Source organism: Arthrobacter sp. UC242_113, from assembly GCF_044054585.1.
Taxonomy (GTDB): domain Bacteria; phylum Actinomycetota; class Actinomycetes; order Actinomycetales; family Micrococcaceae; genus Arthrobacter.
In genome coordinates this window covers 4,134,425-4,158,747 of the sequence record NZ_CP171968.1, presented here as the reverse complement: position 1 = coordinate 4,158,747, position 24,323 = coordinate 4,134,425, and the positions used below count along the sequence as shown (strand labels likewise).

The 24,323-nt window shown below is 67.0% G+C and carries 23 protein-coding genes; 7 read left to right on the top strand and 16 right to left on the bottom strand.

Annotated elements, in window-relative coordinates; all coding sequences use genetic code 11:
- Window positions 1–4 precede the first annotated feature (4 nt).
- The 3 genes from folP to ftsH are packed head-to-tail and all read right to left on the bottom strand — an operon-like array spanning window position 5 to window position 3,651.
- Window positions 5–925: a dihydropteroate synthase gene (gene folP / locus ACHMXB_RS18925; protein WP_395400909.1), complete on the bottom strand. Its 921-nt coding sequence runs from the start codon at window positions 923–925 to the stop codon at window positions 5–7.
- Window positions 926–935: 10 nt separating this feature from the next.
- Window positions 936–1,574, bottom strand: coding sequence for a GTP cyclohydrolase I FolE (gene folE / locus ACHMXB_RS18920; RefSeq protein WP_003799730.1), 639 nt, complete (start codon window positions 1,572–1,574; stop codon window positions 936–938).
- 10 nt (window positions 1,575–1,584) lie between these two features.
- Window positions 1,585–3,651, bottom strand: a complete 2,067-nt coding sequence (ftsH, locus tag ACHMXB_RS18915) for an ATP-dependent zinc metalloprotease FtsH (RefSeq protein ID WP_395400906.1) — start codon at window positions 3,649–3,651, stop codon at window positions 1,585–1,587.
- A 502-nt stretch (window positions 3,652–4,153) separates the two neighbouring features.
- On the opposite strand from ftsH, the gene ACHMXB_RS18910 reads away from it, so the two are divergent.
- Window positions 4,154–4,876 (top strand): endonuclease domain-containing protein, encoded by a 723-nt coding sequence (locus tag ACHMXB_RS18910; protein WP_395400904.1) that lies wholly within the window; start codon window positions 4,154–4,156, stop codon window positions 4,874–4,876.
- 146 nt (window positions 4,877–5,022) lie between these two features.
- Here the strand turns inward: ACHMXB_RS18910 and hpt are convergent, their stop codons facing one another.
- From hpt to dacB, 4 genes are all read right to left on the bottom strand, one after another.
- The gene (gene hpt, locus ACHMXB_RS18905) at window positions 5,023–5,574 is read right to left on the bottom strand and encodes a hypoxanthine phosphoribosyltransferase (RefSeq protein ID WP_111903204.1); all 552 of its coding nucleotides are present in this window, start codon (window positions 5,572–5,574) and stop codon (window positions 5,023–5,025) included.
- 29 nt (window positions 5,575–5,603) lie between these two features.
- The gene (tilS, locus tag ACHMXB_RS18900; RefSeq protein WP_395400902.1) at window positions 5,604–6,653 is read right to left on the bottom strand and encodes a tRNA lysidine(34) synthetase TilS; all 1,050 of its coding nucleotides are present in this window, start codon (window positions 6,651–6,653) and stop codon (window positions 5,604–5,606) included.
- Between the two features lie 114 nt (window positions 6,654–6,767).
- Window positions 6,768–7,886: a zinc-dependent metalloprotease gene (locus ACHMXB_RS18895; RefSeq protein WP_395400900.1), complete on the bottom strand. Its 1,119-nt coding sequence runs from the start codon at window positions 7,884–7,886 to the stop codon at window positions 6,768–6,770.
- A gap of 57 nt (window positions 7,887–7,943) precedes the next feature.
- On the bottom strand, window positions 7,944–9,449 hold the full coding sequence (gene dacB / locus ACHMXB_RS18890; protein WP_395400898.1) for a D-alanyl-D-alanine carboxypeptidase/D-alanyl-D-alanine-endopeptidase: 1,506 nt from the start codon (window positions 9,447–9,449) through the stop codon (window positions 7,944–7,946).
- 154 nt (window positions 9,450–9,603) lie between these two features.
- Here dacB and ACHMXB_RS18885 point away from each other — a divergent pair, with 154 nt between their 5' ends.
- Together ACHMXB_RS18885 and ACHMXB_RS18880 are read left to right on the top strand one after the other, a co-directional pair.
- Entirely contained in the window at window positions 9,604–10,092 is a 489-nt protein-coding gene (locus tag ACHMXB_RS18885; RefSeq protein WP_003799714.1) for an inorganic diphosphatase, read from the top strand.
- A 207-nt stretch (window positions 10,093–10,299) separates the two neighbouring features.
- Window positions 10,300–10,899 carry a hypothetical protein gene (locus ACHMXB_RS18880; protein ID WP_395405346.1) on the top strand — a complete coding sequence of 200 codons (600 nt, stop codon included), beginning with the start codon at window positions 10,300–10,302 and terminating at the stop codon, window positions 10,897–10,899.
- 47 nt (window positions 10,900–10,946) lie between these two features.
- On the opposite strand, the gene ACHMXB_RS18875 is transcribed toward ACHMXB_RS18880, so the two are convergent.
- Both ACHMXB_RS18875 and serS read right to left on the bottom strand, forming a co-directional pair.
- On the bottom strand, window positions 10,947–11,792 hold the full coding sequence (locus ACHMXB_RS18875) for an HAD family hydrolase (RefSeq protein ID WP_395400896.1): 846 nt from the start codon (window positions 11,790–11,792) through the stop codon (window positions 10,947–10,949).
- A 126-nt stretch (window positions 11,793–11,918) separates the two neighbouring features.
- Window positions 11,919–13,199 (bottom strand): serine--tRNA ligase, encoded by a 1,281-nt coding sequence (gene serS / locus ACHMXB_RS18870; RefSeq protein ID WP_395400894.1) that lies wholly within the window; start codon window positions 13,197–13,199, stop codon window positions 11,919–11,921.
- 55 nt (window positions 13,200–13,254) lie between these two features.
- On the opposite strand from serS, the gene ACHMXB_RS18865 reads away from it, so the two are divergent.
- A complete protein-coding gene (locus ACHMXB_RS18865) occupies window positions 13,255–14,331 on the top strand; it encodes a diacylglycerol/lipid kinase family protein (protein WP_395400892.1) in 1,077 nt (358 codons plus the stop codon).
- Window positions 14,332–14,344: 13 nt separating this feature from the next.
- Here the strand turns inward: ACHMXB_RS18865 and ACHMXB_RS18860 are convergent, their stop codons facing one another.
- The 3 genes from ACHMXB_RS18860 to ACHMXB_RS18850 all read right to left on the bottom strand — a co-directional run bounded on the left by ACHMXB_RS18860 (window position 14,345) and on the right by ACHMXB_RS18850 (window position 16,015).
- Complete coding sequence (locus ACHMXB_RS18860) at window positions 14,345–14,560, bottom strand: hypothetical protein (RefSeq protein WP_190605680.1); 216 nt, start codon at window positions 14,558–14,560, stop codon at window positions 14,345–14,347.
- Between the two features lie 92 nt (window positions 14,561–14,652).
- Window positions 14,653–15,633: a prephenate dehydratase gene (gene pheA, locus ACHMXB_RS18855; protein WP_395400890.1), complete on the bottom strand. Its 981-nt coding sequence runs from the start codon at window positions 15,631–15,633 to the stop codon at window positions 14,653–14,655.
- Between the two features lie 55 nt (window positions 15,634–15,688).
- Window positions 15,689–16,015 carry a rhodanese-like domain-containing protein gene (locus ACHMXB_RS18850; RefSeq protein WP_111902188.1) on the bottom strand — a complete coding sequence of 109 codons (327 nt, stop codon included), beginning with the start codon at window positions 16,013–16,015 and terminating at the stop codon, window positions 15,689–15,691.
- Window positions 16,016–16,137: 122 nt separating this feature from the next.
- Here ACHMXB_RS18850 and ACHMXB_RS18845 point away from each other — a divergent pair, with 122 nt between their 5' ends.
- On the top strand, window positions 16,138–17,568 hold the full coding sequence (locus tag ACHMXB_RS18845; RefSeq protein WP_395400888.1) for an amidase: 1,431 nt from the start codon (window positions 16,138–16,140) through the stop codon (window positions 17,566–17,568).
- Between the two features lie 17 nt (window positions 17,569–17,585).
- Here ACHMXB_RS18845 and ACHMXB_RS18840 read toward each other — a convergent pair whose 3' ends face one another.
- Window positions 17,586–18,128, bottom strand: coding sequence for a DUF4190 domain-containing protein (locus tag ACHMXB_RS18840; protein WP_395400886.1), 543 nt, complete (start codon window positions 18,126–18,128; stop codon window positions 17,586–17,588).
- Between the two features lie 89 nt (window positions 18,129–18,217).
- The gene (locus tag ACHMXB_RS18835) at window positions 18,218–19,180 is read right to left on the bottom strand and encodes a nuclease-related domain-containing protein (RefSeq protein WP_395400884.1); all 963 of its coding nucleotides are present in this window, start codon (window positions 19,178–19,180) and stop codon (window positions 18,218–18,220) included.
- Window positions 19,181–19,583: 403 nt separating this feature from the next.
- Here ACHMXB_RS18835 and pgm point away from each other — a divergent pair, with 403 nt between their 5' ends.
- The gene (gene pgm, locus ACHMXB_RS18830; RefSeq protein ID WP_395400882.1) at window positions 19,584–21,245 is read left to right on the top strand and encodes a phosphoglucomutase (alpha-D-glucose-1,6-bisphosphate-dependent); all 1,662 of its coding nucleotides are present in this window, start codon (window positions 19,584–19,586) and stop codon (window positions 21,243–21,245) included.
- A gap of 219 nt (window positions 21,246–21,464) precedes the next feature.
- On the opposite strand, the gene ACHMXB_RS18825 is transcribed toward pgm, so the two are convergent.
- The gene (locus ACHMXB_RS18825; RefSeq protein WP_395400880.1) at window positions 21,465–22,070 is read right to left on the bottom strand and encodes a malonic semialdehyde reductase; all 606 of its coding nucleotides are present in this window, start codon (window positions 22,068–22,070) and stop codon (window positions 21,465–21,467) included.
- A 276-nt stretch (window positions 22,071–22,346) separates the two neighbouring features.
- Here ACHMXB_RS18825 and ACHMXB_RS18820 point away from each other — a divergent pair, with 276 nt between their 5' ends.
- Complete coding sequence (locus ACHMXB_RS18820) at window positions 22,347–23,699, top strand: uracil-xanthine permease family protein (protein ID WP_395400878.1); 1,353 nt, start codon at window positions 22,347–22,349, stop codon at window positions 23,697–23,699.
- A 35-nt stretch (window positions 23,700–23,734) separates the two neighbouring features.
- Here the strand turns inward: ACHMXB_RS18820 and ACHMXB_RS18815 are convergent, their stop codons facing one another.
- Window positions 23,735–24,283: a hypothetical protein gene (locus tag ACHMXB_RS18815; RefSeq protein ID WP_395400876.1), complete on the bottom strand. Its 549-nt coding sequence runs from the start codon at window positions 24,281–24,283 to the stop codon at window positions 23,735–23,737.
- Window positions 24,284–24,323: the final 40 nt, after the last annotated feature.

Sequence of the window (24,323 nt, the reverse complement as noted above, 5' to 3'; positions counted from 1 at the left end):
CTGCTCAGCTGCCGTGGTCCGGGGAGGACATGCGGGCGGCGACCTTCACAGCGTCAAGGCTGGATCCGACGTCGTGCACGCGCACGGCCCAGGCGCCGCGGGCGGCGCTGATGGCAGTGATGGCGGCCGTGGCTGCGTCGCGCTCTTCCGGGAGCGCCGCCTTGCCGGCGACCGTCAGGAGCGTGCCCAGGAAGCGCTTGCGGGACGCGCCCACCAGCACCTTGTGGCCCATGGCATCGAGCCGGTCCAGGTTCCGCAGCAGTTCCCAGTTCTGCACGTCAGTTTTCGAGAACCCGATGCCCGGGTCCACGATGATCTGCTCGGGCAGGACGCCGGCCGCGTACAGCTTGTCGCGGACGCCGTTCAGCTCCGAGACGACATCGTTCGCGACGTCGTCGTACTCCGTCAGGGACGTCATGGTCTTGGCGTCGCCTCGGCGGTGGGTCAGGACATACGGCACCTTGGCCTTCGCCACGAGCTCTGCCATGCCGGGTTCGATGCTGAGGCCGGAGATGTCGTTGATGATCGCCGCTCCGGCATTCAGCGCAGCCTCGGCGGTGGAGACGTGCGTAGTGTCGATGCTGACCAGCGCGCCGGCCTTCACGAGGGCTTGGATGACAGGCACCACCCGCCGCTGCTCTTCCTCCGGGCTGACTTCCTCCGCGCCGGGGCGGGTGGATTCGCCGCCGACGTCGATGATGTCGGCTCCCGCGTAGAACATCCGGAGGCCCGCGGCAATGGCAGTGTCCGCCGTCGCGTGCTTGCCGCCGTCGCTGAACGAGTCCGGGGTGACGTTGAGGATGCCCATGACGAGCGTGCGGTCGGTGGGCAGGTCGTCGAACTTGGCTGCCGGCCGCGGTTTGCGCAGGATGGGCAGGGGTGACGTTGCGGGTCCGGTTCCAGGTGCTGCAGCTAGGGAATCCATAGTCTGTTTTTTACCTTCCGAGTATGAGGCTCATGGCTTCGGCACGGGTGGCCGGGTCATGAAGTTGCCCGCGAACCGCGCTTGTGACGGTTTTGGCTCCGGGCTTGCGGATGCCGCGCATGGACATGCACATGTGTTCGCATTCCACCACCACAATGGCTCCGCGCGGCTTGAGGAATGTGACCAGCGCTTCGACGATCTGGGTGGTGAGGCGCTCCTGCACCTGCGGGCGGCGGGCGTAGATGTCCACCAGGCGTGCCAGCTTGCTCAGCCCCGTCACCCTGCCGTCGTGCGAGGGGATGTACCCCACATGCGCGACGCCGTGGAACGGAACCAGGTGGTGCTCGCAGGTGGAGTAGAACGGGATGTCCTTCACCAGCACGAGTTCCTCGTGGTCGAGGTCGAACGTGGTGCCGAGAACGCTGCCCGGATCCTGGTGCAGGCCGGCAAACACCTCGGCATAAGCCTTGGCCACGCGCTTGGGCGTGTCCTGCAGCCCGCCGCGGTCCGGGTCCTCGCCTATGGCCAGCAGGATTTCCCGCACGGCTGCTTCAATCCGGGGCCTGTCCACCTTGTGGTGGTGGCCTGATCCGCCCACCGCCGAATGGTCGGCGGTGGCGGTGAGGTCGTCGTCGTCGAAGTGAGTCACATCAAAGAGCTTAGCCGCGGTGGCCGTCTGGTCCCGCTTCCGTTACTCCACCTTGGAAGGAGGCGTCCTCCGGAACACCCTGGGGGTGCGGCGGAATCGCGTCCAGCGGTTCCTCGAGGCGGGCTTCCTTGGCTTCCTCCTGGGCCTCGCGTTCGGCACGTTCCTGACGGGACTCCACAGGACCGGCGGTCTGCACCGGGCGGGTTTCCTTGGACAGCCAGACCTCGCGGAAGTCGCGCTTGCGGATATCGCGGAAGACGTCGGCGATTTCGGCCTGGTTCAGGGTTTCCCGTTCCAGGAGTTCCAGGGCCAAGCGGTCCAGGACGTCCCGGTTCTCGGTGAGGATCGCGTAGGCCTCGTCATGGGCCTGGTCGATCAGGCGGCGGACCTCTTCATCCACGATGTAGGCGATCTGGTCCGAGTAGTTCCGCTCGTGGCTCGCGTCACGGCCGAGGAACGGCTCGCCGCCGCCCTGGCCCAGGCGCACGGCGCCCACCCGCTCGCTCATGCCGTACTGGGTGACCATCTGGCGGGCCGTGGAGGTGGCCTTTTCGATGTCGTTCGAGGCGCCCGTGGACGGATCGTGGAAGACGATTTCCTCGGCCACGCGGCCTCCCATGGCGTACGCCATCTGGTCCAGGAGCTCGTTGCGGGTGATGGAGTACTTGTCGTTTTCCGGGACCACCATCGTGTAGCCCAGGGCACGGCCGCGGGGCAGGATGGTGATCTTGGTGACCGGCGCCGAGTTGCGCAGCGCCGCCGCCACCAGGGCGTGGCCGCCTTCGTGGTACGCGGTGATCTTGCGCTCGTGTTCCTTCATGACGCGGCTGCGCTTCTGCGGGCCTGCCATGACGCGGTCGATGGCTTCATCCAGGGCGCGGTCGTCAATCAGGTTCGCGTTCGAGCGGGCGGTCAGCAGCGCCGCTTCGTTGAGTACGTTGGCCAGGTCTGCACCCGTGTAGCCGGGCGTCTTTTTCGCAACGGCCTTCAGGTCTACGGTGGAGGCCATGGGCTTGCCCTTGGCGTGGACCTGGAGGATCTGGTCGCGCCCGATCAGGTCCGGGGCTTCCACGGAAACCTGGCGGTCGAAGCGGCCCGGACGGAGCAGTGCCGGGTCCAGCACGTCGGGCCGGTTGGTGGCTGCGATCAGGATGACGTTGGTCTTGACGTCGAAGCCGTCCATCTCAACCAGGAGCTGGTTGAGGGTCTGCTCGCGTTCGTCGTTGCCGCCGCCCACGCCAGCACCGCGGTGGCGGCCGACGGCGTCGATTTCGTCGACGAAGATGATGGCGGGGGAGTTGGACTTGGCCTGCTCGAAGAGGTCGCGGACGCGGGACGCACCAACGCCGACGAACATTTCCACGAAGTCCGAGCCCGAGATGGAGAAGAACGGTACGCCGGCCTCGCCTGCAACGGCTCGGGCCAGCAGGGTTTTGCCGGTGCCCGGAGGGCCGTAGAGCAGCACGCCCTTGGGGATCTTGGCACCCACAGCCTGGAACTTGGCGGGCTCCTGCAGGAACTCCTTGATTTCCTGCAGTTCCTCGACGGCTTCGTCTGCGCCGGCGACGTCAGCGAAGGTCACCTGCGGCATGTCCTTGCTGACCATCTTGGCCTTGGACTTGCCGAACTGCATCACCTTGGAGCCGCCGCCCTGCATGCGGGACAGCAGGAACCAGAACAGGACGCCGAGCAGCAGCACCGGCACCAGCAGCGAGAAGAGTCCCGAGAGCCAGTTGCTCTCCACCGGCTGGTCCGTGTAGCCCTTGGAGGGACTGGAGGCAGTCACGGCCTTGACGACGTCCGGGCCGCGGTCATTGACGAAGAAGAACTGGACGTTCTTGCCCTTGTCCTGGCCGTCGATGACGAGGTTGTCTTTCAGCACCAGGTCGACGCGGTTTTCGCCGTCGAAGATCTTGGCCTGTTCCACCTTGCCGCTTTGGGCCAGGAGCTCGAGGCCCGGCTGCGTGTCGATGCGCGTCGAGCCGCCCGGAGCCAACGTTGCAAAGGCCAGCAGGAGCATGCCGACCACCACAATGATCCAAATGCCCGGGCCCTTGAAGAAACTCTTAGCTTTCATCTGTTCGGGGGCTGGCCCCGTCCCTCCTGGTAGTGCTGCACGGCGCGAGGACTGCGCGCGTGTGGTGCTGCGTCGCTTCTAGCTATACACCGTCAGGAGTAATTCACGCACGGTGTAATACAAAAGTTCCCTCAGGGCGTAGTGGCTGGTCGGGCCGGGGTCGCGCCCCTACTGGGCTGTGCCGCCACATTTCTGCACCGCTTTCACGGCCGCCCGGAAAACCCGTCGCGGCGTTGCCGGGCCGAGCCCCTCGACGTCCCGCGAAAGTGGTGCAGAAATGCAGGGCCCGTTGGCGGCCACCGCCCTCCACAGCTTCTCCGCCGCCCGGGTTTGTCCACATACGAGGGGCTCTGACTGCCGGAATGCACCGCGGTGGCCCCACGCTGGACCACATGCAGCCCACGGACTTCCTCGCACGGCACGGTGGGGTGGCCAGGCTGGCTCACCTGCGGAGGGCAGGATTCACCCGGGGCAGATTGGCCGGGCGGTGGACTCCGGACTGATGCAGAATCCCCGCCACGGGATCTACCGGCTGCCGCAGGCGAACTGCGACTTTGTCAGTGCCTACGAAGCGAACGCCGCGGTCACCTGCGTCTCGGCCGCGGGACACTACGCCCTCTGGACCCTGCAGACGCCCGGCCAGCCGCACCTCGCTGCCTGTCACCGCCGGCTGGAGCGCGGCATACTGCCTCACAGGTTCAGCGGCAACATCTCCACCCTGCACCCGCCCGTGCTCCCGCTGAAGGATGTCCTCGTCCACGCGCTGCAGTGCCTTCCGGAACTGGAGGCCTTGGTCATGGTGGAATGCGCGTTTGGCCGCGGCGACATTGACCTCGATTTCCTGCGCAGGCTACTCCCCGGACCGCGGAACGGGCGGGCGCGTGCGGTACTGGACCTCGTGGAACGCGGCTCGGATTCCCTGCTGGAAACAGTGGCCCGGGTACTGTTCCGGCGGCACGGCTTCGACGTGCACACCCAGGTCTACCTGGCGGGCATCGGCTATGTGGATTTCCTGCTCAACGGCTGCCTGATCGTAGAAATCGATGGCGTGGGATTCCACCTGAACAAGCCCCAGTTCAAGAAGGACATCCGGCGGAACAACGTTGGCGCGGCCACCGGATACAGGGTGTTGCGCTACCTCTACGAGGATGTGCTGCACCGGCCGGAGGAAATGCTGGCGCAGATCAGGCTGACGCTCACCACTCCCGCGCGGACGCCCTTCTGATCCGGCCCGCGTTGCTGGGCCCGCGGACTTTTTTGCACCGCTTTAACCGGCTCGCGCCGCCGTCGGACCCGTGTTCTCAGGGCTCGACGGCGGCGCGGTCACCGAAAGCGGTGCAAAAATGCGGGGGCGGCTTCGGCGGCTGGCGTTTACTCGTAGACGTGCGGGGCTAGGGTGCCCACGAAGTCCAGGTTGCGGTACTTTTCGGCGTAGTCCAGGCCGTAGCCCACCACGAACTCGTTGGGGATGTCATAGCCGACGTACTTGACGTCGATCTCCACCTTGGCGGCGGTCGGCTTGCGGAAGGCGGTGCAGATCTCCACTGACGCGGTGCCACGGGATTCGAGGTTGGTCTTCAGCCAGGACAGGGTGAGGCCGGAGTCGATGATGTCCTCAACGATCAGCACGTCCTTGCCCATCAGGTCCGTGTCCAGGTCCTTGAGGATACGCACCACGCCGGAGGACTGCGTACCGGAGCCGTAGGAGGAGACAGCCATCCAGTCCATGGAAACGTGGCTGTGCAGTGCCCGCGCGAGGTCGGCCATCACCATGACAGCGCCCTTCAGCACGCCGACGATGAGCAGGTCGCGCCCCTCGTAGTCCTTGTCGATCTGGGCCGCGAGCTCAGTGATGCGTTGCTGGATCTGTTCCTTGGTGTAGAGAACGTGCTTGAGGTCTGCCTGGACGTCGGATGAATCCACCAATTGCTCCTGTGTAGATGCGGGTGCGACTATTTGCGGGACGGTTTATGAAGCCGGAATACAAGCTTCCCACAGCGGGCGGCCTCGCGGGGAACGCCGTCCGCCCCGCCCTGCCCCTGGGCACGCTCCCGGTCCTGCAGCTCGGCCAGCGAGAGACGGTACACGCTGACCCCGCCGGGCAGTTCCACCGGACCGGCCGAGCCAGTCCGCCGCAGCAGTGCTTCCGCCGCCAAAAGGCGCTGATAACTGGGCTGTTGGCCGCCGACGCCGGCAGCCGCCTTGGCGATCACGCGGAACCTGATGGCCGGGGCCAGTTCGGCCAGGGCAGCCTCCGGGAGGCTGGCGTCCGGGCCGTCGTGCTCAACGAGCGAGGTGTAAGTGCTGTTGGCCACGTCCTCCAGGTAGTCGGCATCCAGCTGCAGGATGGCCGCAGTCCGCGCCAGGGATTCTGCCACCCCGGGGCCGAGTTTTTCCTCCAGCACCGGCATGACCTCCACCCTGGTCCGCGAGCGCGCGAAGGCGGGATCGGCGTTGCTGGGGTCGTGCCAGGCGTCCAGCTCCTCTGCGCGGCAAATCTCCAGGGTATCTGCCCTGCGCAGGCCAAGGAACGGCCGGAGCAGCTTCCCCCGCGCGGGCCGCATTCCGGCCAGGGACCGCGTGCCAGAGCCCCGCGCCAAGCCCAGCAGCACCTGCTCCGCCTGGTCGTCGAGCGTGTGCCCCAGCAGGACGGCACCCGCTCCCCACTCCCCCGCCGCCGCGTCGAGCGCGGCGTGGCGGGCATCGCGGGCTGCGGCTTCCGGTCCGAAACCGGTGGAAGCGACATCGACCGTGCGGATCTGCACCGGGTCCAGGCCGAGCTCCCGCAGCGTCTCAGCGGTTCTGGAGGCAACGTCCGAGGAACCTGCCTGCAGCTGGTGGTCCACCACCACCGCGCCCACGGCAACCGGCCGGCCATCCACGTGGCCGCGCCGGGCGAAGTAGGCGGCCACAGCGGCCAGGGCCAGGGAGTCGGGGCCGCCGCTGCAGGCCACCAGGACCCGTTCCGGGTAACCCGCTTCAGCCAAGGCAGCCTGCAGCATTTTCCGTGCCGTGCCGACAACCGGAACCAGCCGGCCCGGCCGCCGCCTGCCGCTGGGGACAGGACCGCTGGGAACAGAGCCGCCTGCAGTGTTGGGGGGATGGTACACGGAAACCTAGAAACCCATCCTGTCGAGCCAGATCCGGGCGTTGTGGATCTCCTCCTCGGTGGGCAGATTCGCCGGAGCTTCCCAAACGCGGTTGAAGCCGTCCATCCCGGCCACGTCCACCACAGCCCGGACGAACTTGGCGCCGTCGCTGTACTGCTTCATCTTGGCGTCAAGTCCCAGCAGGCTGCGGATGAACTTCTCAACGACGCCCCTGTCCTTGCCGCGGGCGTTGAACCGCTGCCGGATGGTCTTCACGGAGGGGACGATGCTGGCGTCCACCGCGTCCATCACCACGTTGGCGTGGCCTTCGAGCAGGCTCATGACCGCCGTCAGACGGGACAGCGAAGCCTTTTCCTCGGGGTCCTGCAGGAGATCGAGGATGGCGCCCCGGCCCGGAGTCGAACCAGCGCCGGCGCGGTCCTTGAGCGAGCGTGCGGCTGCTGAAGCGCGTTCCATCAGGGAGTCCACGTTGCCCAGCAGGTGCCCGCTGAGGTTGTCGATCTCGTTCAGCATGTGGTGCCGGAGCCAGGGTGCCGCGGCGAACTGCACCCGGTGGGTCTGTTCGTGCAGGCACACCCAGAGCCGGAAGTCCGTTGGATCCACATTGAGCTCGCGCTCGACGGCGATGATGTTTGGCGCGACGAGCAGCAGGCGGCCGCCCGACGGCGCCTGCGATCCTTCGGCGAGGGCGGCGAAAGGATCGTACTGGCCCAGGACTTTGCTGGAGAGGAATGCCAGCACGGCGCCAAGTTGGCTGCCGGTGATGGCACCGCTGACGGTGGCGGCTCCGGGGCTGATATTGCCACGGCGGCTCTCGAGCATCTTTTCGATGGCGGGCTTGAGCATCACCGCGAAGCTCTGCGTGTTGGCCTTCGCCCATGAGGCACGGTCCACCACCAGGACTGATGAGTCGCGGAGGTCGCGTGCAGCCTCCAGCCCGGTGATCTGGTGAACGTGCGGAACGGAGGCATCCGCCAGCTCGCGCAGCTGGGAAACGGCGTCCCCGATCTCACGGGCAGTCAGCGACGGACCCGGCGGAGCCAGCCGTGCCGCTGCGGACGCGGCAAGGTCCCAGTTGATGAGGGCCTGGGCCGGGGCGGATGACTGGCTTGCAGTGGACTCCATACGGTCCATCAGAACATACGCGCCCGTCAGCGCGCCTTAAGTTCGCTGACCGGCGAACTAGCTGCAGCCGCAGCCGGCCAGCGCCGTGGCCGCCGTGTCCAGGGCCGGCTTGTTTCCCTCGGCTCCCGGCGTCAGGCCGTTGCCGATGAAGGAGAACACCAGGAGCCGGCCGTCGGCGTCCACCACGTACCCGCTCAGCGCGATCACCGTGTTCAGGGTTCCCGTTTTGGCCCGCACCAGGCCGGCGCCCTCGGCCGTGGACTCGTCGATATATCTGTCGCCGAGCGTGCCTGTCAGCCCCGCCACCGGGAACCCCGCCAGCGCGGCCCTGAGCCGGGTGTCCTTGCCGTTGGTGATGGCGCGCACCACTTCCGAGAGTTGGCGGGCAGAAACCTGGTTGGCGAGGGCCAGGCCGGAAACATCGGCCGCGACCATCCCTTCCGTGGGAATGCCCAGGCCGGTGAGCTGGCCCAGCACTGCGGCCTTGGCCGACTCGTACGTCGCAGGCTGGCCGCCTGCCACCGCGGTCATGCGGCCAAGGGTTTCGGCGAGGTAGTTGTCTGAGGTCTGGAGCATGAGGTCCACCTGCTGGCTGACCGTCGCGGACTGCACTTCGGCGAGAACTCTGGCGTCCGCCGTAGGCTTTCCGTCAAGACGTACGACGGCGGGTGCCACCGTGAGGCCCGCGGCCGCACCAGCCGCTTTCAGGTCGGCCGCGAACGCCTCCCCCGCGGCGATGGCAGAGTCCTGGGGCCGGGGTGCCGTGGTGTCCGCCGGATCAAACCGTGCCGAGTTCAGGGCGAGCGGAAACAGCGGGGCCGTTTCGCCGGCGGCAACGTCGTCCGCGCTCCAGGCCGGGTTCAGCGCCGGCCCGGTGAAGAGGGAATCGTCCACCAGCACCTGGACCTGTCCCTTGAAGCCGCCCTTCCGCAGTGAGTCCACAGTCAGTTTGGCCAGCGTGCCGAGCCCGGCGTGGCCCAGGACTTTGTCCTCGGCGGATTCGCCGGCGCCGAGCAGGACGTCGCCGCCGCCCACCAGCACCACGGACCTCGTGACGGCAGCAGCACCCGGTGTTGCCGCTGCAGCCGCTTCGGCGACGACCCTGGTGCTGAACCGTTTCTCGGGGCCGATCCCCCGCAAAGCGGCCACGGCGGTGAGGAGCTTCATGTTGGAGGCCGGGATCCTGTTGCTGGCGCCTTCCCGGTCATAAAGGACCTTGCCGGTGGCGGCGTCCTGGACCACGGCCGTAAACGAGCCGCCGCCGTCGGCCTTGAGGACGGGATCCACCCGGGCAGCAACGTCGGCGGGAACCGGCACCGGCGCAGCGCTGCTGAGCGGATCGATCCCCTGCGGGACGGACAGGCGTTCCGGGACCAGCTGCCAAGCGGGGGTCTGGGCAGGCTGGGCCGTGGGCCGGGCCGGGCCGGTGAGCGCGGGCGCAACGAGCAGCCCGGCGGGAACGGCCAGCGCCAGGAGGAGCACGGTGATCAGGAGGGTGGGCCAACTCCGGACCACTGTGGAAAGCCTGCCGCGGCCGCTCGCCGTGCCCCTGGTGCCGCTCATGCTGCTGGTCCTCAAAGTCCTGAAATTACCCCATTAGTTCCTGAAACCTGGGCCTCTCGCTATATCCTCAATAGTAGTCGGCGGCACCGACAGCCCATTTTTGGTTGATCATCGCGTGTGCCGCGAACACCAAGCAATCGTCGAGGAGCATTCCATGAAGCATGACGTGACCATCGAGATCCCTAAGGGATCGCGCGTCAAGTACGAAGTCGACCACGAGACCGGCCGAGTCCGCCTGGACCGTGTCCTCTTCACTTCCATGCAGTACCCCACCCACTACGGCTTCTTCGAGAACACCCTCGGCGAAGACGGTGACCCGCTGGACGCGCTGGTGCTCCTGCAGGACTTCGATCTGCACCCGGGCGTCATCGTTGAGGCCCGTCCGATCGGTGTCTTCAACATGACGGACGACGGCGGCGGAGATGCCAAGGTCCTCTGCGTTCCGGCCGACCCGCGGTTCGATCACATCCAGGAAGTCAGCGACGTCAACGAATTCCTGATCAAGGAAATCGAACACTTCTTCACCCGCTACAAGGACCTGGAGCCCGGCAAGTGGGTCAAGGCCGAAGGCTGGGCCGACCGCGCCGCAGCCGAAGCCGAGCTTGAGGCTTCCATCAAGCGTTACGTGCCCGCAGCACACTAACCCGGGCGGCGGTGGGGAGGCGGGAAGTGCAGTTCATCGTGAACCTCACCTCCCGCCGTCGTTCTTTAACGCGCGAACTGGCAGCTGATGCCCTCAAATCCGGGTTTAGAGGGCATCAGCTGCCAGTTCGCGCTTGAGTGAGATCCGTAACGCCCCGTCGGCTCCCAGCTTGCCTCGACGTGGCCACCGGGTAGTCTGATGTCCACCATGTTCACGCTGACTATCAATCAAACAGACAGCCGGCGCGACGGCGACCGGGTCCCGCATCTCCTCAAGGACCTACGGCATATCCCGGCGCGACTGGACTTTGACCGCTCCGTGGAGGACGAGGTGCAGGGCATCGTGGAGTGCCCGCACCAGGCGGTGGATGCCGCCCTGATCGCACTCCGCTGCGGGAGCTGGTACGTGGGGATCGGCGTGGGCCCGGTAAATGAGCCACTGCCGAACCAGATCAAGGACGCCAGCGGGCACGGCCTCATCTACGCCCGCCGCGCCGTGGACCGCCTCCGCAACAGCAAAGAGCGCATCCCTGTGGCCGTTGAAGGTCCCCTGACAGACGTCGCCGCCGAATCCGAGTCGGTGCTCCGCCTGCTCGGCCACATCGTCCGGGACAGGAGCGAGGCCGAGTGGCGCGTGCTCGACCTGATGACCCCCGGGGTGCGCGGCCAGCAGAAGACCGTGGCTGCCGAACTCGGCATTACGTCCCAGGCCGTCAGCAAGGCGGTGGCGAGGTCGCAGTGGAACGAGGAGCACGCGGCCCGGCCGGCAGCGGCCAGGCTTCTCTCGATGATCCTCGACGTGCGCTAGAGCCGGCTGCTACAACTAGCGACGCCTGTTACAACCAGAGCCGCCGGTTACAAAAGGCCGCGCAGCACGTGGGCGGCACCGTCGTCGTATACCGACTTGGTGACCTCGTCCGCAGCGGCCACCACTTCTTCCGGAGCCTGTCCCATGGCCACGCCGCGGCCCGCCCAGCTGAGCATCTCGATGTCGTTGCGGCCGTCGCCGATGGCAACCGTGGCGGCGGGATCGACGCCGAGGCGGCTGCGGAGGTTCTCCAGTGCACTGGCTTTGGTGACGCCGGCCGCGGCGATATCCAGCCACGCTGTCCAGCCCACGGAATAGGTCACACCGGCAAGGCCGATGTGTTCGATGGCTTCGTTGAACTCCTCCGGCGTGTTTTCCGCGCTGAAGACGACGACGCGGACGGCCGTGGCCTCGAGCATGGTCTGGAAATCGACACCGATGGCCTCGACACCGAAGCTCGCGTCCTGGAAGCGCTCGGTGGAGAGGAAGTTCCCGTCCTCGTCCTCCAGCGCATATTTCGCCGCCGGCAGACGCTTGCGGAGAGCGCGGAGCGCCGGGCCGGGATCAAAGGTGGCCTTGTGGATGATGTCGTAGCCGTTGGGCAGCCCTGGGTCCAGGCGCAGTGTCACGCCGCCGTTGCAGCAGACGGCATAACCGCGGTCCAGGCCGATCTGTTCGATGATCGGAAGCGTGGCGTTGAGCGAACGCCCGGTGGCGATCATTACCTCGTGCCCGGCCGCCACCACAGCCTGTGCGGCGTCGCGGACCGGAGCGGACATGTGGCCATCGTGGTCCACGAGGGTGCCGTCCACGTCCAGGGCAATCATGAGTTTCTGTTGTGCTTCTCGCCGGTCTTCGGTGCCGGCGGCTGAGAATTCAGTCAATGTAGTCATGCTTCCTAGTAGAGCAGGTGCCCCCTGACACCAGCTAGGACGCAGAGCACAGCAGCGCGTGAACAGCGGGTAAATACTCACAGGTTGTTCCCGGTGTGAGTATTTACCCGCTCAATAGGTTCAGAACTAAAGAACGGGGAGAACCTCGAGGCCGCCGAGGTACTTCTGCAGGGCCGCGGGCACATTGACCGAGCCGTCGGCGTTCTGGTGGTGCTCCAGCAGTGCCACGATCCAGCGCGTGGTTGCCAGCGTGCCGTTGAGTGTCGCCACGGCACGGGTGCCCTTGGGGCTGCCGTCCTCGGTGAACACACGCTCGCGGATGTTCAGGCGGCGCGCCTGGAAGGTGGTGCAGTTGGACGTTGACGTCAGCTCGCGGTACGCGCCCTGCGTCGGGACCCAGGCTTCGCAGTCGAACTTGCGGGCTGCAGACATGCCGAGGTCGCCGGCTGCGGTGTCGATCACACGGTACGGCAGCTCGCACTTGGCCAGCATCTGCTCTTCCCAGGCCAGCAGGCGCTCATGTTCGGCCGCGGCCTCTTCCACCGTCGTGTAGATGAACATCTCCACCTTGTTGAACTGGTGGACGCGGATGATCCCGCGGGTATCCTTGCCGTGCGAACCGGCCTCGCGGCGGTAGCAGGAGCTTTGGCCTGCGAAGCGGATGGGGCCGGCGGAGAGGTCCAGGATCTCGTCTGCGTGGTACCCGGCGAGGGGCACCTCCGAGGTGCCTACCAAGTAAAGGTCGTCCTCGGCGAGACGGTAGATCTCGGCGTCGTGCTTTACGTCGAATCCGGTGCCCTGCATGGTCTCGGGACGGACGAGCGTGGGGGTGATCATGGGAATGAAACCGGCCTCGATGGCCTGTTCCATGGCCATCTGCAGCAAGGCCATTTCCAGCCGGGCACCCACGCCACGGAGGAAGTAGAAGCGTGCTCCGGAGACCTTCGCGCCGCGCTCCATGTCGATCGCGCCGATCAGCTCGCCGATTTCGAGGTGGTCGCGGGGCTCGAAGTCGGGGAATTCGCGCGGTGTGCCCACGGTCTTGACCACAACGTAGTCATCCTCGCCACCCTCCGGCACGCCGTCTTCAATGAGGTTGGGGATGGTGCGCAGCAGTTCTTCCTGTTTGGCCTGCGCTGCGTCGGCCTCGGCCGAGGCGGCCTTCACCGCGCCCGCAAGCTCGCGGACCTCGGCGAGCAGCGCCTGCTTTTCCTCGCCCTTGGCCTGCGCCACCTTCTTGCCGAACACGTTCTGTTCGGCGCGGAGGTTCTCGAAGCTGATCAGCGCTGTGCGGCGCGCGGCGTCTGCGTCGATGATCGCGTCCACCAGGGTTTCGTCCGCACCGCGGGCGCGCTGGCTGGCGCGGAACTTGTCCGGATTTTCGCTGAGGTCTTTTACGTCGATCACCAGACAAGGGTATCGAATCCGCGGGACACTCCGGGCGGGATAGTGTTGGAGCACCATGAGCGACCTGCTTCTTTACGTCCTGATCGCTGCAGCGCTGGCCTTCGCCGTCTCCAGCTGGTGGGGCGTGCGCAGGCTGAAGGCCCTTCACATCCGCAGCGCGGTGCGGGAGGCGGCCCACGAACACGGCCTGGAACGCCAGCGTGTGGCCGTCATCCTCAACCCCATCAAAGCCAAGGCCGATGAAGCCCGCGCCACCATCCAGCGCGCCTGCCTGACTGCCGGCTGGGAGGAGCCGCGGTTCTTCGAAACGACTGTAGAGGACCCGGGCCACTCGCAGGTGCGGGCGGCGCTGGAGTACGGGGCCGACGTCGTACTTGTGGGCGGCGGCGACGGCACAGTGCGCGTGGCGGCTGAGGCCCTTGCGCATACCGGGGTGGCCATGGGCCTGATCCCCCTGGGCACAGGCAACCTGCTGGCCCGCAACGTGGACCTGAACGTCTACGACCTGTACGGCAACATCCAGACAGCGCTCTTCGGCCACCAGCGGTTCATCGACACGGCGCGGATGGAAATCGAGAATTCGCTGACCGGGCACTCCTCAAGCCACTCGTTCCTCGTCATGGCCGGCATCGGCATGGACGCCGAGGTCGTTGGTGACACGAACGATGGCCTCAAGCGCGCCGTCGGCTGGCTTGCCTACACGGAGGCAGGAGTGCGCCATCTTCCCGGGCGCAGGAAAAAGGTGGCCATCTCGCTGGATGACCAGCCTGACCAGTCGAGGAAGATCCGCAGCGTCCTGTTTGCCAATTGCGGCCTGGTGCCTGGCGGCATCGATTTCATCCCGCAGGCCATGATCGACGACGGGATGCTGGACGTGGTGGTCATGAGCCCCCGCAGCGCCGTGGGCTGGCTGGCGATGTACGCCAAGATCCTGTTCAAGCACAAGCGGCATCTGCCCGTCATGAGCATGTACCGTTCCGGCAAGGTGGTCATCAGGTGCCCGGAACCCATGCCGACCCAGCTCGACGGCGACACGTCGGGGGACGCCACGAAGGTGACGGTCCAGGTGGAGCCGAGATCGTTGCTGGTGCGGGTCAGGGACGAAACCGCGCGCCTGGGAGCGCGGGCCTAGACTGAATTCGCGCCTATGCTGACTGCGCGGTGCCGGCGTGCTTGGCGGACTCGGCAGCGGCCTTAGCGGCTGCCCGGGCCTCGGACTGTTCGCGGATCATGGCCTGCTCCTCCTCGAAACGCAGGCGGTCCGCACGGTCGGCCTCATCCCCGTCCCAGTCCTGGTTCTCGGCTGTGGGCTTTGGGTTGACGATCATTCCCTGGCCGTCATTGTCATTCTTGTCCGACATGACCCGCTCCTTTCGCTGGGGCCATCCCTTTGTTGATCAAGCAAGCATACGCACAGCAACATTTGCAGGGAAGTGCCCCGAGGGGCATTTATCTACGCTGACGGCGAAGCTTCCACCGGCAACTCCGAGCGCAGGGATCCGCCACCGAGTATCCCCTTGACCCATTCATGCGCTGCCCGGAATGCCTCGTCGGAGGTGTGCTCGAGCACTACGGGCGCCTGCGCATCGGCACGGCCGTAGGAACCGAGGAACCGCGTGGCGGGGCTGATGCGGTGCAGGCCGGCGAGGGCGTCGGCCACCCGCGCATCGCCTACGTGGCCGTCGGCGTCGATGCTGAAGAAGTAGTGCCCCAGGTACTGCCCCGTGGGCCGGGACTCGATGCGGCTCAGGTTGACGCCGCGGGTGGCGAACTGGTCCAGGATTTCCATCAGCGCGCCCGGCCGGTCCTCGGGAAGGGGCACAACGACCGTTGTCTTGTCCGCGCCGGTCCGGACCGGCAGGACGCCCGGCCGGCTGACCAGGATGAACCGGGTCACGGCGCCGGGATTGTCCCCGATGTTCTCGGCGAGCACCTGCAGGCCGGGCTGCTCCGCGGCTACTATGGGCGCACAGATCGCCGCGTCATAGTGCGCGTCGTCCTCCAGCAGGCCCATCGCAGCAGCGGCCGTAGAGGAACCGGGAATGTATTCAGCGCCGGGAATATGCTCGTCCACCCAGAGCCGGCATTGCGCCCAGGCGTGCCCGTGAGTGGAGATCCGGCGGATCCGGGCAAGTTCGACGCCGGGCCTCGCCACCAGCACGAAGCTGATGGGCACGAGTGCCTCACGGATGATCCGCAGTTCCTGTCCGGTGGCAATGGCGTCCAGGGTGGCCGTGACGCCGCCCTCCACCGAGTTCTCGATGGGCACCATCGCGGCGTCGGCCGATCCGTCACGCACGCGGTCCAGCGCCGCGTTGACGTTGGAGGAGGGGATGCGCACGGCTTCGGCCGCATCCGGAACCTGCAGGAGCGCCGCCTCCGTGAACGTGCCTTCGGGGCCGAGGAAGGTGTAGGTGCGGCGGGCGGCGGGCATGGGTATTCCTTTGGGGGTAGGGATCGGCGTTGGGTGGCGCGCGACGGCGGTCGGCCTACAAAACCACGGGCTTGAGGCCGTTGTCGGACACCAGCGGCTTGCCGGATTCAAGCCACTGGTCCATCCCGCCTGCCACGTTGACCGCCGTATACCCCTGGCCCACCAGCCACTGGGCCGCGCGGAAGGAACGTCCGCCGGTCCGGCAGATGACGTACAGGTCCTCGTCCGGGTCGAGGTCGTCCAGCTTGCCGGGCAGCTGGTCGAGGGGGATGTGCAGGGCGCCCTCAGCGTGCCCGGCCGCCCATTCGTAGTCCTCCCGCACGTCCAGGATGGTGGCGTCCGCGGGGACGTCCTTTACGGTGACGGTATCGAAGTCGCTCATGGGAGTCCTCTCCTTGGCCTCAAAGCTGTCAGCTCCAGCGTATCGCCAGCGCAGCAACCCTACCCTTCGGCCGGCACAGGTTACGCTGGTCCGAAGCCCGCGAGCCGCCGCAAAGGAGCACAGTGTCCGCCCCACACCGCCTCGCTGACATCCACCGCCTGCCGGCGGTGCAGCTGAGGGCAGCGCTGCGTTCCGGAGAGCTTTCCGCCCGCGAAGTCACGGCGCATTTCCTGGCCCGGATCGAGGAATCGAACCCGAGGCTGGGGGCCTTCATCACCGTTACCGGGCCGAGGGCGATGGCCGAGGCCGCCGCCGCAGACGCTCTGTTCGCCCGGCGACACCCGGACCAGCCGCTCCCGCCGCTGCACGGGATGCCGGTCGCCTTCAAGGACCTCACGGATGTAGCCGGCGTTGTCAGCACCCACGGCAGCGCAGCGCTGGACCGGCGCCCGGCACCGGCCGACGGCGCCCTCGCCGCAGCCCTCAGGGGCGCGGGTGCCATCTCCCTCGGCAAGACGCAGGTTCCCGAATTCGGGCTGACGGCCTACAGCGAAAACCGCATCGCACCGCCGTCGCGCAATCCCCATGCCCTGAGCAGGAGCTCGGGCGGTTCCTCCGGCGGCAGCGCCGCCGCCGTGGCGGCGGAACTCGTGCCGTTCGCTCCCGGTACCGACGGCGGAGGATCGATCCGGATCCCGGCGGCGGCTTGCGGCCTGCTGGGCCTGAAACCCGGCCGGGGTGTGGTCCCTGCGGGTGAGAGCAGCGGGGATCCCGCCGGCCTCGTGGTGGCCGGACCATTGGCGCGTTCCGCGGCCGACGCCGCAATGCTACTGGATGTCCTGGCCGCCAACGGCGCCAACTACCTGGACGCCGTTGGCCGCGTGCCCGCTCCGTTGCGGATCGGCGTCAGCCTGGACAGCCCCTGGGCCGGAATTTTCCCGTTCACGCCGGACCCGGAGGCACTGGACGCGCTGGACACCGGCGTCCGGCTGCTCACCGCGGCCGGGCACGACGTCGGCGAGGCTCAGATCCGGTACGACAACCGTTATCCCGACGCGTTCACCACCGCCTGGACGGCAGGGGTGGGTGCGGCCCGGATCGCGCCGCACCGCGAGGCCCTGCTGACCCCGCTGACGCGCACCTTCCGGCGGCGCGCGCAGCAGCGGAGCGCCGCCAAGCTCAACGAATGCCTGGCGTTCCTGCGGCAGTTCGAGCGCGACACCCTGGCGCAGTACTCAGACTGGGACCTGATCCTGACGCCTGCATTGGCCCAGACACCGCGCCCGGTGGGCTGGTTCACCGGGACTGGCCATGGTGACGGCCGGTGGCCAGCGTCGGAATGGGCAGGCGACGCCGACGGCGACTACCGCAGGCAGTGCGAGTTCGCACCATGGTCATCCATGGTCAATGTGTGCGGCCTTCCGGCCGTCAGTATCCCCGTGCACTGGACCGGGAGCAGCCCGGGAGCGGGGCTGCCGATGGGCATCCAGCTGATCGGCCGGCCCGGCTCGGAGGCGCTGCTCCTGCAGGTGGCGGCCCAGCTGGGGTTTTAGCTTGGGGTGCCAGTCGTTCAGATAGTGCTGGACGTGCTCGCGAGGCTCGCCAGGATGGCCAGCCCCACGATTGCGAGGACTGTCAGGGCGAGGCCGAGATACCCCATCACCAGGCCGGCAACGGCGAAGCCGCGGCCTGACGGTTCACGCCGCAGCGCCATGTGGCCCAGGATCACGGCGGCCAGCTGCGGCAGGATAAAGACCCCGAAGCCCAAATAGACGGCGATGCCGCAGCACAGGCTGGCAATGCTGAGGCCCTTCGGTTGTGGCGCTGCACCGTAGTACGACGGCTGGCCGTACGGGCTGGAATACTGCTGATTGTATTGCTGGCCATATTGTTGCCCGTACTGCTGGCTGTAGGGGCTCACCGGCTGGCCGTAGGCACCGCCAGCGCGCGCGTCACCTTGCTGCCCGCCAAACTGCTGGCCGGGCGGGGTGTACAGCGGCGGGTTGTACAACGGCGGGGCTGGAATGTCCGGACCCTGCTGGTGACCGTACTGCGGTTGCTGGTGAGTGTCCGGTTTCGGCTCGTCGCCGGTTCCGGGACGCTGCTCTGTCATGGAAATCCCCTCATTCTGTCCTCAACAGAACACTACCGCCGTCCCCGGCCGTTTATGCCGGGGACATCTGATCCGGGCAGGGGCTGGCCCTACTTTGGGAGCAGCTCCCACAACAGCCACAGCGGCGGTGCCAGCAGTGCAGCTGAAACGAGGCCGGCCACGAGCGACCGTCCCACCACCCGCAGCACGGTGCCCGGCCGGCGATCCCCGCCATATCGGTAGTGCGGTGGAGCCGGACGCTTGTGGGCCGGCAGCTTGTGGGCCGGACGCCGGAGCGCTGGCCTGGACGTGTTCGCGTCATCCGTTCCCTGGGTGCCCGCACGGCCTGCACCACTGCCCGTGGCTGGGCGGTACGCAGGGTTCCGGACGGGCCCGGTTTCCGGCACCTGCGGACGGGTGAGGAGTTGCCCGAGTTGTGCGTACAGCAACAGGACCGAGGGCGCATCCAGCACATCCGGCAGGCCGGTCACGGCGCCCGCGATGCAGTCGATGCCCCGCACCTCGATGCCCGACCCGGTGGTGCCCCGCAGTTCCGGCTGGGCTGTCAGACAGATCAGCGAGCGGACCAGCCTCCGCCACGGCGCCGGCAGGACCGCGGCCACCGCGGCTGCCTGCGCCAACGACGTCTCCACCGCCGGGAACCGGTCATGACCGTTCTGGAGTAGCGCGCCATCCACGACGTCGATGTTGCCGGACCAGTTCTTGACGCTGACCACCACCACACCGGCTGGCCCCACCAGGACATGCTCCAGCCGCGCGAGCGGGCGGCCGGGCCAATGGACGTCGTGCAGCAGGAACCAGCCGTAGGGCGCCAGCTCGGCAAGCCGCTCGGCCACCAGATGGCTGCTTTGCTCCGCACCCACAGAACCGGCACCAACGGGGCCGGATCCAACAGGGACAACTCCGGCCTTGCCCGCTCCAGCCTGGCCGGCGGGGCCGAAGCCCGCGCCCTCAACCCGGCCCCCGCCGCCGGGGGCGAGGTCGCGCTTCAGCCGCGCGATGCGTTCGGAGGCTAGCCTCGTCCGTTCGAATGCTGCATCTCCAGCCCCCATTGTTCACCTCTGCATTGCTCGCTCGTCTTCCGAATGACCGGCCCAATTCAACCGAACCAAATCACCCGGCCGTAAAATTTTCCCGGCCCAAAGCCGGACGAATTGCTGGCCCCAACGGGCGGAATTACCCTCCCGCGGATGGCGCGGCTAAAATTCAGCCACAGGCTCCGGGGACGTTTCCGCTGGTCCGGCCGCCCGGCGTCGTACCTGGCACCGCGCGTTCCTGCCGTTTGAACGTAACAGCCACCTCATGGGCGGGTATATAAGTACTTTTTCCGCACTACTCAGTTTTTTGTTCCGGATAAATGCAAGTAGCGCGGAAAATTCGCGACATTCTGCGTCACAGGGGCCGGATTTCGGACACTCCGTGTTGACCTCCGCCGTCGTCTGGCATGCTGGTGCCATGGCTAGCCGAGCGGGCACAGTTGCCCAACCCCAAGACCTTGTCGACCTGACCGCACTGCTCGACGCGTACTACGACGTCAAGCCTGACCTGGGGGATCCCGGCCAGCGCGTGGCATTCGGAACCTCCGGGCACCGCGGCTCAAGCCTGAAAGCGTCCTTCAACGAGGGGCACATCGTGGCGATCACGCAGGCGATCGTGGAGTACCGCGCCGGACAGGGCATCACCGGCCCGCTGTTCCTGGCCAAGGACACCCACGGACTGAGCGAACCGGCGCAGAACTCCGCCCTTGAGGTGCTGGCCGCAAACGGCGTGAACGTCCTCATCGACGCGCGGCACGGCTACACCCCCACCCCGGCCCTGAGCCACGCCATCCTCACGTACAACAACAACGCCCCCGCCGGAGCACCGCAGGCTGACGGCATCGTCGTCACCCCCAGCCACAACCCGCCGGCCGACGGCGGCTTCAAGTACAACCCTCCGCACGGCGGCCCCGCCGACACCGACGCGACGGGCTGGATCGCCAACCGCGCCAACGAACTGCTGGAGAACGGGCTCCGCGGCGTGAAGCGGATTCCCCTGGCCCAGGCCCTCGAGGCCGAAACCACCGGAAAGTTCGATTTCCTCAGCAGCTACGTGGACGATCTGCCCTCCGTCCTGGACCTGGACGCCATCCGCGACGCCGGCGTCCGGATCGGGGCCGACCCCATGGGCGGCGCGTCCGTGGACTACTGGGGCGAGATCGGCGAACGCCACCAGCTGAACCTCACGGTGGTCAACCCCACGGTGGACCCGCAGTGGGCCTTCATGACCTTGGACTGGGACGAGAAGATCCGGATGGACTGCTCTTCGCCGTCGGCCATGGCATCCCTCATCAACCGGATGTCGGTTGGTGCGGACGGGTCCACCGCGTTCGACGTTGCCACCGGAAACGACGCCGACGCCGACCGGCACGGCATCGTCACCCCTGACGGCGGCCTGATGAACCCCAACCACTACCTCGCCGTGGCCATCGACTACCTGTACCGCAACCGCAGCGGCTGGAACCCGAATTCCGTGGTGGGCAAGACCCTCGTCTCCTCCTCGATCATCGACCGCGTAGCGGGCGGCCTGGGCCGCAAGCTCGTGGAGGTGCCCGTGGGCTTCAAGTGGTTCGTCCCCGGCCTGCTCTCCGGCGAAGGTGCATTCGGCGGCGAGGAATCCGCCGGTGCTTCCTTCAACAAGCGGGACGGCAGCGTCTGGACCACTGACAAGGACGGCATCCTGCTGGCCCTGCTGGCCTCGGAGATCACCGCTGTCACCGGCAAGTCGCCGTCGCAGCTGTACAAAGGCCTCACGGACCAGTTCGGCGCGCCGGTGTATGCACGGATCGACGCCGCTGCCACACGGGACCAGAAGGCCGCGCTGGGCAAGCTGTCGTCGTCGGACGTCACTGCGACGGAACTGGCAGGCGAGGCCATCACGGCCAAACTGACTGAGGCGCCGGGCAACGGCGCGTCCATCGGCGGCCTGAAGGTGGTCACCGAAAACGCGTGGTTCGCGGCCCGCCCCTCCGGCACCGAGGACGTCTACAAGATCTACGCCGAGTCCTTCAAGGGCGCCGACCACCTCAAGCAGGTCCAGGCTGAGGCCAAGGCGCTTGTGGACGGGGTCATTTCCTAGGAAATTACTGGTCCCCCAGGAACAAGAAAGCGCCGGATGGCTGGTGGCCATCCGGCGCTTTGCTTATGCTCAAGAAGTGCAAACAGGACTACTATTGGAAGTGGCCCGGATGCATGCCTTGCAGTTTTAAACTGCAGAAATACTGTCCAGAATGCCTCCGGAATGTCCCCCATATTGCCGGAGGCATTCCGTGTTCGGAGGCTGTCCGCAACCCGGCACTTAGACCGTGCGGACCACGTCCTCGTAGGCGAACTTGGGCTTTGCTTCGCCCCAGGCCTCGGGGCCGGGCTGGCCAATGTTGACCACCAGGAAGCTCTTCTGGTCGCCTGCCGGGAAGAACTCCGCGTCGATGGCGGGGAAGTCCGCGCCGGTCATCGGGCCGGCGGCGAAGCCGAGCGAGCGGACGGCCAGGATGAAGTAACCGGCCTGCAGGTGGGCGTTGTTGTTGCCTGTGGAGGTGGCCAGGTCCGGAGCGGCGTCGTACATTGCCTTGGGGGCGTTGTAGCCGGGGAGGAAGTGGTCCCACTGCTCCTGCCAGGCGGTGTCGTAGCTGAGGATCGCCACCAGCGGTGCGGAGGCCGTCTTGGCCCGGTTCCCCGAGGACAGCGTGGCCACGAGCTTGGCGCGGGCTTCCTCCGAGCGCACGTAGGTGACGCGCAGCGGCTGGGAGTTGAAGGCTGTGGGGCCGAACTTGGTGAGTTCGTAAATGGCGCGGGCCTGCTGCTCGCTGACCTCTCCGGTGAACGCGTTGGCGGTGCGGGCTTCGGCGAAGATGGCATCCACGGCGGCGGAATCGATCACTGCTTCTTCATGGGCGATAGTCATTCGCGCCCCTTTCACTAGGCCGACATACGCCTGCGGGCGGCGTCGGGCAGTCCTGGTTGCTTTCGTTGGGTTCAACCGGATCCAACGGCGCGCTCTTCCCGGAACGGCCAAATAGGCGGCGTGACATTTCACACACCGCGGCAGCCCTTTGCTTGCTGCACAGTGCTGCCACTGCTGCTGGCCGGAAGCCCTCTCGCGCCCGCGTCCGGCGGGGTATTCTTTGTCCTGAAGATCCAGCCCGGCGAGCGGGCAAACTCCCTCCGAAAGGCCCCGCCAATGAGCATGCTCGGAATCAAATGGAAGCTGCACGGCAATGGCAAGGCCGTACGTCCCGGCGAGGTGGTGGCTCCCGGCGAACGGCTAGCGTGGCCCATCACCATCGGCGTGGGCATGCAGCACGTTGTGGCCATGTTCGGCGCCACCTTCCTGGTGCCGATCATCACCGGAATGCCGCCGGCCACCACGCTCTTCTTCTCCGGCATCGGCACACTCCTGTTCCTCGTGATCACCCAGGGCCGCGTACCCAGCTACCTTGGCTCGAGCTTTGCGTTCATCGCGCCCATCACCGCGTCCCAGCAGCAGTTCGGCATTCCCGGGGCGCTGGGCGGCGTGGTGCTGGCCGGCGCCGGCCTCGCCGTGATTGGCGCGATCGTGCAGAAGTTCGGCGCCGGCTGGATCAACCGGCTGATGCCGCCGATTGTCACGGGCGCCATCGTGGCCCTGATCGGGCTCAATCTGGCTCCTGCCGCCAAGAACAACTTTGACGCCGCCCCCGTGACGGCACTGATCACCCTCGCAACCATCATCGTGGTGAGCGTCCTGTTTCGCGGGATCATCGGCCGCCTCAGCATCCTGGTGGGCGTGCTGGTGGGCTACCTCGCGGCCATGCTCCGCGGCGAGGTGAGCTACGACAAGATGGACGCTGCCGCCTGGGTAGGACTCCCCCACTTCCAGACGCCCGAGTTCCACATCGGTGTGCTGGGCCTGTTCGTGCCGGTGGTCCTGGTGCTGGTGGCCGAGAACATCGGCCACGTGAAGTCCGTGTCGGCCATGACCGGCCAGAACCTGGACGGCGTCTCCGGCCGTGCCCTGATGGCCGACGGTGCCGCTACGGTGCTCGCCGGCTTCGGCGGCGGTTCGGGCACCACGACGTACGCGGAAAACATCGGCGTCATGGCGGCCACGAAGGTCTACTCCACGGCCGCCTACTGGGTGGCCGGCATCTTCGCCATCATGCTGAGCTTCTCGCCCAAGTTCGGCGAACTGATCGCCACTGTGCCGCCGGGCGTGCTGGGCGGCGCCGCCACCATGCTGTACGGCATGATCGGCATCCTCGGCGTGAAGATCTGGGTCCAGAACAAGGTCAACTTTTCGAACCCGGTCAACCTGACCACGGCCGCAGTTTCCCTCATCATCGGCATCGCGGACTACACCTGGACCGTGGGGGACCTGAAGTTCACGGGCATCGCGCTCGGGTCCGCCGCGGCCCTGGTGATCTATCACGGCATGAAGGCCATCGCGAAGGCACGCGGCACCGCCGCCGAGCCCGAGACCGAGCAGCAGGGCCTGCCGCCAGCCGCCAAGGCAGCCATCAACGCCGCAGCAAAGAGGCAGCCCAAGAAGCGGTAAACGCTTCCCGGACTGCCTCCGAAGAGACCGCGGGCTTACCCGGCGTCGAACGTTTCGTCGTCGTCGTTGGGTGACTTTTCCTTCGGCAGGTCGTTGCCGCTGCCGTCCGGAATGCCCGCCGCCTCCTGCCCTGGCTCCGAGGAAAACTGCCCGGCGCCGGATTCGTCGGCGTTGCCTTCGTCGATTTCGGCGTCCGCCGAGGGCACTGCCGTGTCCCCGTCCTCGGCGCCGGCTCCGGGCGAGGCGTCCGGATCGCGCGGCAGCGGTGACTCACCGGGGACCGGGTCAAAGCCTGCCACGTTGCTTTCGCCCTCGGCGTGGAGCTGCTCGTCGGTTCCGCCGAAGCGACCGGCCCCGGGTTCGCCCGAACTGTCCTGGTCCTCCTCGGCGAAGTGGCTGAGGTTGGGTGTGCCGGTCTGGAAGGTCTCTCCCGCGGGGCTGTTCTGGTTCAGGCCCGCAGCGTCGAAGTCTTCCTCCTCGCGGGGCTGGGCAAACTGCTGGCCGCCGGCTTCCTGCTCAGCGGTGGGCGTGCCGTAGCCTCCCGCTTCCTCTTCAGGGGCTGCGTGCTGGTTGTCCTGGCTCATCTGTTCCTCCTGCTTGGTGGGGAATTGCTTGGCTGGGAAT